The organism is Streptomyces sp. NPDC048171 (genome assembly GCF_043202655.1).
In the GTDB taxonomy this organism is placed as follows: domain Bacteria; phylum Actinomycetota; class Actinomycetes; order Streptomycetales; family Streptomycetaceae; genus Streptomyces.
In genome coordinates this window covers 160,497-172,506 of record NZ_JBIDAU010000002.1, presented here as the reverse complement: position 1 = coordinate 172,506, position 12,010 = coordinate 160,497, and the positions used below count along the sequence as shown (strand labels likewise).

General features: G+C 72.3%; 12 protein-coding genes and 1 riboswitch. Of the genes, 6 read left to right on the top strand and 6 right to left on the bottom strand.

Annotation, left to right across the window (positions count from 1 at the left end; genetic code table 11):
* Positions 1-113: 113 nt before the first annotated feature.
* Positions 114-288: riboswitch (cyclic di-AMP (ydaO/yuaA leader) on the top strand.
* A gap of 8 nt (positions 289-296) precedes the next feature.
* Together ACGF3J_RS05200 and ACGF3J_RS05195 are read left to right on the top strand one after the other, a co-directional pair.
* Entirely contained in the window at positions 297-1,493 is a 1,197-nt protein-coding gene (locus tag ACGF3J_RS05200) for a C40 family peptidase (RefSeq protein WP_161329286.1), read from the top strand.
* A gap of 27 nt (positions 1,494-1,520) precedes the next feature.
* Positions 1,521-2,540, top strand: coding sequence for a tellurite resistance/C4-dicarboxylate transporter family protein (locus ACGF3J_RS05195; RefSeq protein ID WP_161329285.1), 1,020 nt, complete (start codon positions 1,521-1,523; stop codon positions 2,538-2,540).
* Here the strand turns inward: ACGF3J_RS05195 and ACGF3J_RS05190 are convergent.
* Entirely contained in the window at positions 2,518-2,871 is a 354-nt protein-coding gene (locus ACGF3J_RS05190) for a hypothetical protein (RefSeq protein WP_161329284.1), read from the bottom strand. The genes ACGF3J_RS05195 and ACGF3J_RS05190 overlap by 23 nt on opposite strands.
* Before the next feature lie 344 nt (positions 2,872-3,215).
* On the opposite strand from ACGF3J_RS05190, the gene ACGF3J_RS05185 reads away from it, so the two are divergent.
* Positions 3,216-4,271: an NlpC/P60 family protein gene (locus ACGF3J_RS05185; RefSeq protein WP_393853501.1), complete on the top strand. Its 1,056-nt coding sequence runs from the start codon at positions 3,216-3,218 to the stop codon at positions 4,269-4,271.
* A gap of 69 nt (positions 4,272-4,340) precedes the next feature.
* Here the strand turns inward: ACGF3J_RS05185 and ACGF3J_RS05180 are convergent, their stop codons facing one another.
* Both ACGF3J_RS05180 and ACGF3J_RS05175 read right to left on the bottom strand, forming a co-directional pair.
* Positions 4,341-5,087 (bottom strand): response regulator transcription factor, encoded by a 747-nt coding sequence (locus ACGF3J_RS05180; protein WP_122615817.1) that lies wholly within the window; start codon positions 5,085-5,087, stop codon positions 4,341-4,343.
* Positions 5,084-6,373 carry an ATP-binding protein gene (locus ACGF3J_RS05175; RefSeq protein ID WP_161329282.1) on the bottom strand — a complete coding sequence of 430 codons (1,290 nt, stop codon included), beginning with the start codon at positions 6,371-6,373 and terminating at the stop codon, positions 5,084-5,086. The genes ACGF3J_RS05180 and ACGF3J_RS05175 overlap by 4 nt, the downstream gene beginning before the upstream one ends.
* 180 nt (positions 6,374-6,553) lie before the next feature.
* On the opposite strand from ACGF3J_RS05175, the gene ACGF3J_RS05170 reads away from it, so the two are divergent.
* Positions 6,554-7,975, top strand: a complete 1,422-nt coding sequence (locus ACGF3J_RS05170; RefSeq protein ID WP_393853500.1) for a PspC domain-containing protein — start codon at positions 6,554-6,556, stop codon at positions 7,973-7,975.
* On the top strand, positions 7,962-8,177 hold the full coding sequence (locus ACGF3J_RS05165; protein ID WP_161329280.1) for a hypothetical protein: 216 nt from the start codon (positions 7,962-7,964) through the stop codon (positions 8,175-8,177). Before ACGF3J_RS05170 ends, ACGF3J_RS05165 begins: the two co-directional genes overlap by 14 nt.
* A gap of 58 nt (positions 8,178-8,235) precedes the next feature.
* Here the strand turns inward: ACGF3J_RS05165 and ACGF3J_RS05160 are convergent, their stop codons facing one another.
* The 3 genes from ACGF3J_RS05160 to ACGF3J_RS05150 form a co-directional block, all read right to left on the bottom strand.
* Complete coding sequence (locus ACGF3J_RS05160; protein WP_202558242.1) at positions 8,236-8,766, bottom strand: DoxX family protein; 531 nt, start codon at positions 8,764-8,766, stop codon at positions 8,236-8,238.
* Positions 8,767-9,004: 238 nt separating this feature from the next.
* Positions 9,005-10,300 carry a hypothetical protein gene (locus tag ACGF3J_RS05155; RefSeq protein ID WP_393853499.1) on the bottom strand — a complete coding sequence of 432 codons (1,296 nt, stop codon included), beginning with the start codon at positions 10,298-10,300 and terminating at the stop codon, positions 9,005-9,007.
* Between the two features lie 271 nt (positions 10,301-10,571).
* Entirely contained in the window at positions 10,572-11,375 is an 804-nt protein-coding gene (locus ACGF3J_RS05150) for a class II aldolase/adducin family protein (RefSeq protein ID WP_393853498.1), read from the bottom strand.
* A 126-nt stretch (positions 11,376-11,501) separates the two neighbouring features.
* On the opposite strand from ACGF3J_RS05150, the gene ACGF3J_RS05145 reads away from it, so the two are divergent.
* Positions 11,502-11,999, top strand: a complete 498-nt coding sequence (locus ACGF3J_RS05145; protein WP_393853497.1) for a pyridoxamine 5'-phosphate oxidase family protein — start codon at positions 11,502-11,504, stop codon at positions 11,997-11,999.
* The last annotated feature ends 11 nt before the right edge of the window (positions 12,000-12,010 follow it).

The window sequence follows — 12,010 nt, the reverse complement described above, 5'->3', positions numbered from 1 at the left end:
CAAGGTCACGAAAATGTATCGGGCATATCACCCACCAACCTTCACAGCGGCCACACGAGTTGGCTACCGTGCGAGCAGGCCGAACGACCCCCTCCGGCGAACCTCGCCGGGCCGCGCGGCCTCCGCCGAGTCCGGCGTGCCCGCCACGGCGCCCGGAGCCGGGGACCCAACCGAGAACTTGGGGTGAATCGGCCGTACCGCCCTCCATGAGGACGGTCCGCCGTAGGGCAACCCTTCCGTGCCGCCCGAACCCGACAGCTAACCCGGTAGGCGGAGCACTTGGAAGGAGCGCCTCCTTGGCGTCGCACCGCAAGTCGCGCCCCACCGGATCACGCGTCGCGGGCATACGGACCCCGGCCCTCGCCACAGCGGCCCTCACCTCCGTCGCCCTGCTGTCCCAGACAGCGAACGCCACGCCGTCGGACGACGACAGGCCGAGCCTCGAAGAGGTCGAGAAGAAGGTCGACGACCTCTACCGCCAGGCGGGGTCGGCCACCGAGAAGTACAACGCGGCCAAGGAGAAGACCGCCAAGCAGCGCAAGAAGGTCGACACCCTCCTCGACGACGTCGCCCAGCGCACCCAGAAGCTCAACGACGCGCGCGAGGAACTGGGTTCCTTCGCGTCCGCGCAGTACCGCACGGGCACGGCGGTCCCGGAGACGGCGACCTTCCTGCTCGCGGACTCGCCGCAGGAGTACTTCGACCAGAACCAGCTGATGGGCCGGCTCACCGGCCGTCAGAAGACCGCGGTCGACGACTACGTCACGCAGCAGTCCGAGACGATGAAGAAGCGCCGGGAGGCCGCCGAGAGCCTGGAGACGCTCACCGGCTCCCAGCAGGACCTGAAGACGGCCAAGTCGACCGTCCAGAAGAAGCTCGCCACCGCGCGTGAACTGCTCTCGAAGCTGACCGCCGAGGAGAAGGCCCGGCTCGCGGCGATCGAGAAGAAGAAGCAGGAGGAGGCCGCCCGCAAGGCCGCGGAGCTGGCCGAGCAGCAGGCCCGGCAGCAGGCCGAGGAGCGCGAGCGGCGGGAGGAGGCCGCACAGCAGGAGAGCGGCGGAGGAAGTTCCTCCGGTTCCTCGGAGTCCGGCGGCAACAGCTCGTCGGGCTCCTCGACGCCGGACTCGTCGTACGGCACCAAGGCCGAGAAGGCGCTCGGCTTCGCCCGCGCCCAGATCGGCAAGCCGTACGTCTGGGGCGCCACCGGCCCCGGCTCCTACGACTGCTCCGGCCTCACCCAGGCCGCCTGGAAGGCCGCGGGGGTGACGCTGCCGCGCGTCACGTACGACCAGGTCAACGCCGGAACGACCGTCCCCGTCTCCCAGGCGCAACCCGGTGACCTCGTCTTCTTCTACGACGACCTCAGCCATGTCGGCCTCTACATCGGCAACGGCATGATGATCCACGCCCCGAAGCCGGGCGCGTACGTCCGCGAGGAGTCGATCTACTACGACGGCGAGTCGTCGATCCACAGCGTGGTGCGCCCGGCCTGACCGGCCCGGCTCTCTAGCATCGGGGACATGTCGTCAGGCACGTCGTCAGGCACTCTCCCCTCCCCCCTGCGCGCCTGGTGGGCGCAGCGTCCACCGGCGGCCGGGGCCGCGGTCATGGCGACCGGCATCCTGTCGGTCGCCATGCACCTGACGGGATACGAGGTCCTGTCCCGCATCGCCCTGTTCCTGGCCTGCGCCGCCTGGCTGGCCCTGGCGGCGAACTTCGTCTACCTGCTGCTGGTCGAGCGCCCGCAGTGGCTGACGCGGGCGGGGACACCGGGCGCGCTCACCGCGGTCGCCGCGACCACCGTGCTCGGCACCCGGTTCTCGCTGCTCGGCTGGACGGCCCTGGCCGCCGCGCTGCTGGCGCTGGCGGCACTGCTGTGGCCGGTGCTGCTCCTCCTGGTCGTGCGGCACTGGGGGCGCAGGATGCCGGGGGCGGTCTTCCTGGGGTGCGTGGCCACGGAGGGCCTGGCCGTGCTCGGCGCCACGCTGTCCGCGGTCACCTCGACGCCCTGGCTGGCGCACGCGGCGCTGGTGCCGTTCTGGCTGGGGATCGTGCTCTACCTGATCGCCCTGTTCCGCTTCGATCTGCGGCAGGTGGCCCTGGGCTCCGGTGACCACTGGGTGGCGGGCGGTGCGCTCGCCATCTCGGCCCTCGCAGGCGCCAAACTGATCGCGGCGGCCGGGACCGGCATGTACCTGTGGAACTCCGACGACAGCGCCGTGCTGCACGACGTGACCGTCTTCCTGCTCACCCTCGACCTCGCCTGGTACGTCGTCCTGCTGGTCGCCGAGTTCGTCTGGCCGCGGGTCCGCTACGACGTGCGGCGCTGGTCGACGGTCTTCCCGCTCGGCATGACGGCGGCGGCGACGCTCTCCGTGGCCGCCGCGATCGACGTCGCGTGGCTGGACGCACCCGGCCAGGTCCTGCTGTGGATCGCGGTGGCCGGGTGGCTGGCGGTCGCGGCGGGAGCGGTCGCGCAGGCCCGGACCGGGGTGCGGTCCGCGGGCGCGGGCGCCGTCACGTCCACAGCACCGCGATGAAGATGTTCGCGACGGTCAGCAGGCCCACGAGGCCGAACAGCGGCTTGTCGACCTTCTCGTCGTCGCGCTTCACGTAGACCAGGCCGAGGATCACGATCAGCAGGGCGAGCTTCACCCCGATCTTGACGTTGTCCACGGACTGGTCGTCGGCCTGGTTGAGGCCGACCAGGGCGACACCGGTGACCAGCATCGTCAGCGCGCCGTGCAGCATCGCGGGGATGAAGCGGGCCGTGCCGCGGCCCATCGCCTTCATCTGGGTCAGGAAGCCGCCGAGCAGCGCGGCGATGCCGATGATGTGCAGACCGACGAACAGGTGGATGAGTACGTCCATGGGGCCGGAGCCTAATGAGCGGCCGGAGGCCGGCCGACACCGGCCCGACCGTGCCTGAGCCGCCGCGGTGTGCAGAGCGGCGCATATATGCGTCCCATAACAGCTCAGGTACCTCACCCGCCCCCGATCGGGCAGCTCGGTCATCACCCCGCGTGAACACGACGGCCGCCGGACGGGCACGCGGTCAGATGCGTACACGGGCCGATCCGGTACCGCCACTTCCGCGCATCCCGTCACCGGACCGTTACCGACGCGCCTAGCGTCCTCCCCCAGGCAGCCGGAGCTGACCGGAGCCGACCCGGCACGGGCCGGAGTCGAGTCGTACGGAAGGACGTGGATCGCAGGTGGGAACGCACCGCAGGCCGCGACAGCGCGTGACGGGCGGCGGCAGGGCCCGTACGGCGGCCACCATCACCCTCGCGGGCGCGGCCACGGCGACGGGCCTGGGCGGGACCGGTCACGCCGACCCGCAGCCGACGGCGGCCCAGGTCAGGGCCAAGGTGGACAAGCTGTACCAGCAGGCGGAGGTCGCGACCGAGAAGTACAACGGCGCCAAGGAGAAGGCGGACGCCGCCGAACAGCGCCTGGAGAAGCTGCGGGACCAGGCCGCCCGCAAGGAGGACCGGCTGAACTCGGCCCGGGAGGCGCTGGGGTCGGTCGCCGCGGCGCAGTACCGCAGCGGCGGCCTCGACCCGGCCGTGCAGCTCATGCTCTCCGCCGACCCCGACCGGTATCTCGACGGCGCCGCCTTCGTCGAACGCGCGGGCAGCCGGCAGACGGCCGCCGTGGGCCGGGTGCGCAAGGAACTGCGGGACATCGAGCGCCTGCGCGGCGCCGCCCGCGTCGAACTGACCTCGCTGACGTCACGCCGGGCCGAGCTGAAGCGTCACCACGAGACCGTCACCGGCAAGCTGGAGACGGCCCGCCGCCTGCTGGCCCGGCTGACCGCGGAGGAACGCGCCCGGGTGGGCCAGGGCACCGGTGACCGCGCGTCCCGCTCGTCGGCGGGCGACCGGGAGCCACTGTCCGCCCCGTCCGTCCAGGCCCCCAACTCCCGTGCCGCGGCAGCCGTCGCCTACGCCTACCAGAAGCTCGGCAGCCCCTACGTGTGGGGCGCGACCGGCCCGGACGCCTTCGACTGCTCGGGCCTCACCCAGGCCGCCTACCGCGCCGCGGGTGTCTCCCTCCCCCGCACCACCTACGCCCAGATCGACGCCGGCCGCCGCGTCGCCCGGTCCGAACTCGCCCCGGGCGACCTGGTCTTCTTCTACTCCGGCATCAGCCACGTCGGCATCTACGTCGGCAAGGGCCAGATGATCCACGCCCCGAACCCGTCGGCCCCGGTGCGGGTGGCACCCGTCGACCAGATGCCGTTCGCGGGGGCGGCGCGGGTGGTGTGACGGCCCGGTCGGCAGCGGGACTCCTGCGGAATGCCCCGGCGTTGACCACCGGGCACCCCGCTCACGGAGTCACACCAGCCGCCGCGCCGTCGCCCACCGCGTCAGCTCGTGCCGGTTGGACAACTGGAGCTTGCGGAGGACCGCCGAGACGTGGGACTCGACCGTCTTCACCGAGATGTACAGCTGCTTGGCGATCTCCTTGTACGCGTAGCCCCGGGCGATCAGGCGCAGCACCTCCCGCTCGCGCTGGGTGAGGCGGTCCAGGTCCTCGTCGACCGGCGGGGCGTCGGTCGACGCGAACGCGTCCAGGACGAAACCGGCCAGGCGCGGGGAGAAGACGGCGTCGCCCTCCTGGACGCGGAAGACCGAGTTCACCAGGTCGGTGCCGGTGATCGTCTTGGTCACGTAGCCGCGGGCGCCGCCGCGGATCACGCCGATCACGTCCTCGGCCGCGTCCGAGACGGAGAGGGCGAGGAAACGGACGGGACGCTCGGTGTCGCTCATCAAGGGCGCACAGCGGCGCAGGACCTCGACGCCACCGCCGCCCGGGAGGTGGACGTCGAGCAGCACGACCTCGGGGCGGGTCGCGGTGATCACCGTGACGGCCTGGTCGACGTCGGCGGCCTCGCCGACGACCTCGACGCCGGTCTGCGCGGTCTGGCCGATCTCGGCCTGGACGCCGGTGCGGAACATGCGGTGGTCGTCGACGAGCACCACGCGCACGCGCCGCTCCCCCGCGGTGCCGCCGGCCGGCTGCGCGGGCTCGGCCGCCTCGTCCGCTCCCGCCGTACCGTTCGCCTCGGTCGGGTCGCTCATGACGTCTTCTCCGCCCTCTCCATTTCCAGTTCGACCTCCGTGCCGCCGTCCGGCACCGCGCGCAGTCGCGCCGTGCCGCCGTTGCGCTCCATGCGGCCGATGATCGATTCTCTGACGCCCATGCGGTCGGCGGGTATCGAGTCGAGGTCGAAGCCGGGGCCGCGGTCACGGACGGACACGAAGACCGTCCTGCCCTCGACTTCGGCGAAGACCTGTACGGCGCCGCCCTCGCCACCGTACTTGGCCGCGTTCACCATCGCCTCGCGCGCGGCCTGCATCTGTGCGCCGATTCTGTCGTCGAGCGGGCAGTCGCCCACCACCACGACCTCGATGGGGACTCCGTGCTTGTCCTCGACCTCCGCGGCACTGCGCTTCACGGCCTCGGCGAGGGTGGTGGGCTCGTCGTCCTCGTCCTTCCCGTTGCCCTCCGGCTTGTAGAGCCAGGAGCGCAGGTCGCGCTCCTGGGCGCGGGCGAGGCGGCGCACCTCCCCCGCGTTCTCCGCGTTGCGCTGGATCAGGGTCAGGGTGTGCAGCACCGAGTCGTGGACATGGGCGGCGACCTCGGCCCGCTCCTGCGCGCGGATGCGCATCAGCCGCTCCTCGGAGAGGTCCTGCGTCATCCGCACCAGGTAGGGACCGGCGAGGAGCGTGATGCCGACGAGGACGGCGAGCGCCGCCTGCAGGACGGAACCGAGGTGGGCGGCGGAGCCCTGGAGGACGAAGATGCCGGTGACACCCGCCGTCACCAGCAGGACGCCGCCGACCGAGCGCAGCAGGGTGACGGTGCGCCGGTGCCGGCCCACCTCGGCCCAGCGGGCCCGGCGCGCGTTGTCCGCCTGACGCCAGACGAGGGCGACGCCGGCGCCTACGAGCACGGTCGGCCAGAGGTAGACGCGGGCCCCGCCGCCGAGGTCGACGTTGCCCACGAAGACCAGGGCGACGACGACCATGAGGAGCAGGGCAACGATCTGCCCCTTGTCCGGCTTGCGGGCGACGAGTCTGCGGCGGCCGTCCGGCGAGGTCTCGGAGGTGACGAGGGACGGCGGCTTCTGCGCGTCGACGCCCCCTACGCCCAGCGGCACGAAGAACCAGAAAGCCGCGTACAGCAGCGCGCCCAGTCCGTCGGCCATGAACAGACCGACGAAGACGAACCGCACCCAGATGACGGGCAGGCCGAGATGACCGGCCAGCCCCCGCGCCACGCCACCGAGCCAGCGTCCGTCACTGCTGCGGTAGAGCTTGCGCGGCGGCCGCGGTTCGACGAGGGGTGCTGCGGCTTCCGGCATGACACTGATGGTCACACGGGTGCGGGAGGCGGAGCATCAGGGTCGGCCCCCGAGACTCCCCTGATCTTCGGGCCGCCGCGGCCTCGAACGCTCCCCGGGCCCCGTGTCAGGGCCGAAATCAGGGTCCGACCAGGGTCGAACCGACTGCCGTCCGGACGCCGCGCCCGTCACCATGGACTCATGACAGATCACGAGCACGCCGCGACGGGTCCGGGACCCGGCTCCGGCCCGCGCCCTCCACGAGGTGCCGGGCCGCAGGATGCCGCGCCCGCCGCGGATGCCACGGGTGCCGCGACCGACCCGGGCGCGGGCGGCGCCGGCACCGGCGTCCCCGGGCCGCCGCACGAGTTCCGGCGGGACCGGCAGCACCGGACGATCGCCGGGGTCTGCGCCGGCCTCGGCCGGCAGTGCGACCTGGATCCGGTGATCTTCCGCATCACCCTCGCGGTGCTCTCCGCGACCGGCGGCATCGGCCTCATCTTCTACGGCTTCGCCTGGCTCTTCGTCCCCGCCGACGAAGAGGAGGAGAACGAGGTGCGCAAGCTGCTGACCGGCCGGGTCGACGGTCAGGCCCTGGCCGCGGTGCTCTTCGCCCTGGTCGGCTGCGGAGTCTTCCTGACCATGCTGCACAACGGCGGGGTGCTCACCTTCGCGGTCGTCCTCTCCCTCCTCCTCGCGGGCGCCGGGTACTGGTCGCGGCAGCGGAGGACCCCCGCCCCCGACCCGATAGCCGCCCAGGCCGTCGCGGACGCCCCGCCGGAGGCGCAGGCGCCCCCGATCATGTTCACCTGGCCCTCCTGGTGGCGGGACCCGATAGTCAAGGACGGCACCCATGACGGCGGTACGGGTTACCTGTGGGGTCCGCCCGGTTCCGACGAGCGCGACATCGCCGCGGCCGTCAACATCGGCCGCGGCGCCCCGCACCGGGGCGGCCACACCCCGCCGGGTGAGCGGCGACCCCGGCCGCGCGGCCCGCGCGGCATCGGCGGCTGGGTGTTCCTCCTCGCTCTGCTCGCCGGCTTCCTCGGCACCAGGCTCACCTGGGACGACCAGCCGCTCGGCACCAGCCTCCAGACCGGACTGGCGTGCGCGCTCGCCGTCTTCGGCCTCGGTATCGCGGTCAGCGCCTTCCTGGGGCGCACGGGAGCCGGCTCGGTCTTCCTGGCGATCATCACGGCGGCCCTGCTCGCCGGGTCGGCAGCCGTGCCGAAGGACGTCGGCACCGAGTGGACCCGCACCACCTGGAGGCCGACGGCGGTGACCGACGTGCGCGAGCAGTACGAGATCGGGGCGGGTGACGGCACGCTCGACCTCTCCCGGCTGAACGTGGCCGACGGGCAGACGGTGACCACCCGCGCCGACGTGGGCGTGGGCCGGATAAAGGTCGTCGTGCCGCGGGACGTGACCGTGCGGCTCAACGTCGAGGTGGGCGTCGGAGACATCCAGCTGCCCGGGGAGAACGAGAAGGACGTGGACGTGGCACCGGGCAAGCACAAGGAGGTCACCCTGGCTCCCACCGTGAGCGACGAGGACGGCGGGACGCTCGACCTCGATCTCCAGGTCGGTCTCGGACAGGCGGAGGTGACCCGTGCTGCGTCATAGGTTCCAGCCGGGACGGCTGGTGGCGGGCTTCTTCCTGATGCTGGCGGGCGTCGTCTACGCCGGTGACGCGGGCGGACTGTGGGAGACACCGTGGTTCGTGATCATCCCGCTCGTGGTGGGCGGTCTCTGCCTCGCGGGAGCGGTGGGGGTCGTGACCCGCTCCGCGCGCCGGGACGACACCCGGGCGGACCTGCCCGGCTGACGGTCCGAGGAGCACCGGCCCGCGCTGCGCCGGCGCACGGCAGGCCGCGACGGCGCCTCTACCGGTACCCGCCCTCCGACCGGTTCCGGCGCCGCGAGCGCAGGGCGGCGTCGACGGAGAGGAGCGGCGCGCCCGCCAGGACGAGGGGGAGCCAGGCCATGAGGTAGGCGAGATCGTTGCCGTAGTAGTAGGGATCGGAGGCCCAGCTGACGGTCAGCCACAGGCTGAGCGAGATCAGTGCGCCGCCGAGTGCGGCCAGGCGGGTCAACAGGCCGAGCAGGGTGCCGATGCCGACGGCCAGTTCGCCCAGGGCGATGGCGTAGCCGAAGCCGGACGGGCTCTTCAGGGCCATGTCGACCAGCGCGGGGATGGCCGAGGAGTCCCGGACGGTCCGCATCATGTCGCCGATGGAACCGGCGCCCGAGTCCTTCATGAAGGCACTGTCGGTGAGCTTGTCGAGGCCCGCGTAGATGAAGGTGACGCCGAGAAAGATCCGCAGGGGCAGGAGGGCGTACCGGGCGGCGTTGTCCCGCCAGTCGCCGCCGTTCTGCCGGGAGGAGTACACATCGCCCCGCATACCGTGAGTCATCACTGCCAGCCGCCTCTCGCCGCGCATGCCGAGCCCCTCCACCAGACCATACGTACGACACCCTGGCCCCGCTCAACCCTCCGCAACCGGTTTCTTGCTGTCGGTTTCGACAGGTTGGCGTCCGCCGGTGGGAGTCAGTCCAGGGGTTCAGTCCGTGTGATCACCCCGTGGAATCACCCCGTGGAATCACCCCGTGGAATCAGTCCGTGGGATCCGTCCGTGGAATCAGTCCGTGGAATCAGTCCGTGACGTCGATCGCGTACCGGTTGGTCTCGACTCCGGCGCCGGTGACCACCTGGACGTCGACCCGGCCCGGTTCCACGTCGGCCGGGACGGGGACGGTCAGCGCGTCGTCCGTCGGGTTGCTGAAGCCGCCCGTCACGGGGACGAGGGGGACGTGGACGTTGACCGCGCCGATGCGGACGACCATGCGGGACAGGCGGTCCGCGCGCTGGGCGCCCGGGGGCACGAATCCGGCGCCGCGGATCTCGATGTCGTCGCCCGTGCGGATCGGCCCGTCCAGGTCGCCGGCCTCGCGTGCCCGGACCACGGAGAGGATCACCGGCCTGCCGCCCTCGGCGTACTTGCCGGCCACGTAGGTCGCCGCCGACACCAGCGCCACCACCGCGAGCCCCCACGGCAGGTCGGGGAGGTGTTCCGGGCGCCGGGCCAGCCGTACCGCCGCGAAGACGAGGGCGACGGCGCTGATCACGACGTACTGGATGTCGGCGAAGGTCCCGCGGCCCGCGTCGTCCGTCAGCAGGTCGGAGGCGCGCGGCCGGTCCGCCCGTACCTTCTGGAGACGCTGGCCCAGTACCCGCAGCCCGACCACGCGGCGCACCAGGACGGCGATGCCGCACACCACCGCGAGCACGGTCACCGCGCCGGTGGCGCGGCCGAGTTCGAGACCGGAGATCAGCGCGTCCCGCCCCTCATGGCCCGAGGCGAGGGCCAGTTGTCCGGCCAGTACCAGCACGGCGTAGGCGATGAGGAGGACCCAGGCGGCCGCCACGGCCCGGGAGGTGGAGAGACGGTTGTCCTCCCCGATGACCGGGGCCAGCGCTCCGCCCCGCGTCCGGTGGAACCACGAGGCCGCCGTCAGCGCCCCCGCCACCACCAGCGCGGCGGCGAGTCCGGCCGTGCGCGCCGCCGTCCAGCCGGCGCCGATCGCGGTGAGGGACTGGCCGAGCAGCAGCAGGACGACCCCCGCCCACACGGCCGCCACGGTGCGCCGGCCCAGACCGGCGAGCCAGGCGTCGCCCTCGGCGCGGCCGCGTTGGGCGACGAGTTCGGCGGACTGGGTCAGTTCCTCGGAGACCCACTGGCGGGAGGCGGAGGCCGAGTGGGCCACGGCGGCCGGCAGCCCCTGCCCGGCCGCGAACTCGTCGCGCCGCCGCAGGAACGCGGCGACCGCCCGGCGGTGCCCCTCCCGGGCGCCGTGCGGGCAGTCCCCGCAAGTGCAGCCGCCGTCGTGAGCCGCCTCGATCGCGCCCTTGTCCGAGCCGCTCCCGCGTCTCGCCTCCTGCACCGCCACGCCCTACGCCCGCCTTTCCGCACCCATGCGACAGAACATCCGTGAATGAACATCCGTGAACGAACATCTGTGAACGAACATCTGTGAAACCGCCCCTGGTTCCCCAGGTCTCCACATCCCTGCGTCCCTGAGCCCCTGAGTCCCTAAGTCCCTTGGGGCGACAGCGAATTGTGCCGTACACGACCTCCCGCGCGCCGGGCGGCCCCGGTCCCTCGTGCTCAGCGGGGGTGACGTTCGGGGCACCGCCTTGACGCGGTCGCGAGAGAGAGTGTCAGTCGAACAGGTCAGGCTCGCTCCGGCTGATCTCCTGCCACAGGGGCTGGTAGTTGATCCACGCCACCAGGTCGCCGCCGAGCTGCTCCCGGGTGGCCACCGCCTGGCGGTGGTCGATCAGCACCGGCCGTCCCGCCGCCCGGGCCGTCAGCTGCACCTGGCAGGACCGCTCCAGCGACAGGAACCACCAGGCCGCCGCGTCCACCGAGTCGCCCACCGTCAGCAGTCCGTGGTTGCGCAGTACGAGCGCCTTGCCGGAGCCGAGCACCCGGGCGATGCGCCGCCCCTCCTCGGCGTCGACGGCGACGCCCGAGTAGGAGTCGTACAGGGCGTGGTCCTCGTAGAAGGCGCAGCTCTCCTGGGTGATCGGGTCGAGCAGGTCGCCGAGGGCCGACAGCGCGCGCCCGTGCACCGAGTGGCAGTGGGCGACCGCGACGACGTCCGGGCGGGCGGCGTGGACCTGGGAGTGCACGGTGAACGCGGCCTGGTTGACGTGGTGGCCGCCCTGCACCACCTGGCCGTCGGAGTTGGCCAGCACGAGGTCGCTCACGGTGATGTGGGCGAAGGGCATGCCGAACGGATTGACCCAGAAGCAGTCGGTGTACTCGGGATCGCGGGCGGTGATGTGTCCGGAGACGCCGTCCTCGAAGCCGTACCGGCCGAAGAGGCGCAGCGCGCCCGCGAGCCGTTCCTTGCGGTGCCGGCGTTCGTCCTCGATCGAGTCGTGCATCGGCGGCATCGCGAACCGCAGCTTGTCGGTGGGCAGCGGCGGGGGCGGAGTGGCCCCGGGCGTCCCGTGCATGTGTCCTCTGTCCTCCGGCACTGGAATTGCCTTACGTGCCGGAAGTTACCGGGGGTGCGGCCGGTGCGACAGATCCGGGCGGGATACTCGACACAGGGTGTCGGGTTTCGGCCGCAGACTGAGTCCATGACCTCAGACACGGCACCCGACGCTGCCACCGACTGGGCCGGTTTCGTCACCGCCGAACCCGCTCTGGCCGCCACCGTCGAGGCGCGTTTGGACGCGTACACGCACCATGTTCTCGCCACCCTCCGCAAGGACGGCTCGCCGCGCACCACCGGCCTGGAGGTGCGGTTCCTGGACGGTGAGCTGTGGCTCGGCATGATGCCGGGGTCGGTGAAGGCGCTCGATCTGCGCCGCGACCCGCGCTTCGCGTTGCAGGCGAACCCGGGGGACGGCACCGGCATGGGCGGCGGGGACGTCCGGATCGGCGGCCGGGCGGTGGCGGCCGAGGACGCCGCGACCCGGGCCCGGTACGTGAAAGAGGTGGAACCGCCGGAGCCGTTCCACCTCTTCCGTACCGAGCTGACGGAGGTCGTACGGACCCGCGTCGAGGACGACAAGTACCTCGTCGTCGAGATCTGGCAGCCCGGCCGGCCCGTGCGCACGATCAAGCGCACGTAGCCTCTGCTGCG

Excerpts from the sequence above, each read along its gene's own strand:
- ACGF3J_RS05145 (WP_393853497.1), top strand. The coding sequence starts at position 11,502 with ATGACCTCAGACACGGCACCCGACGCTGCCACCGACTGGGCCGGTTTC.
- ACGF3J_RS05180 (WP_122615817.1), bottom strand. The coding sequence starts at position 5,087 with ATGAGCGACCCGACCGAGGCGAACGGTACGGCGGGAGCGGACGAGGCG.
- ACGF3J_RS05150 (WP_393853498.1), bottom strand. The coding sequence starts at position 11,375 with ATGCACGGGACGCCCGGGGCCACTCCGCCCCCGCCGCTGCCCACCGAC.
- ACGF3J_RS05195 (WP_161329285.1), top strand. The coding sequence starts at position 1,521 with ATGTCGTCAGGCACGTCGTCAGGCACTCTCCCCTCCCCCCTGCGCGCC.
- ACGF3J_RS05160 (WP_202558242.1), bottom strand. The coding sequence starts at position 8,766 with ATGACTCACGGTATGCGGGGCGATGTGTACTCCTCCCGGCAGAACGGC.
- ACGF3J_RS05190 (WP_161329284.1), bottom strand. The coding sequence starts at position 2,871 with ATGGACGTACTCATCCACCTGTTCGTCGGTCTGCACATCATCGGCATC.
- ACGF3J_RS05175 (WP_161329282.1), bottom strand. The coding sequence starts at position 6,373 with ATGCCGGAAGCCGCAGCACCCCTCGTCGAACCGCGGCCGCCGCGCAAG.
- ACGF3J_RS05170 (WP_393853500.1), top strand. The coding sequence starts at position 6,554 with ATGACAGATCACGAGCACGCCGCGACGGGTCCGGGACCCGGCTCCGGC.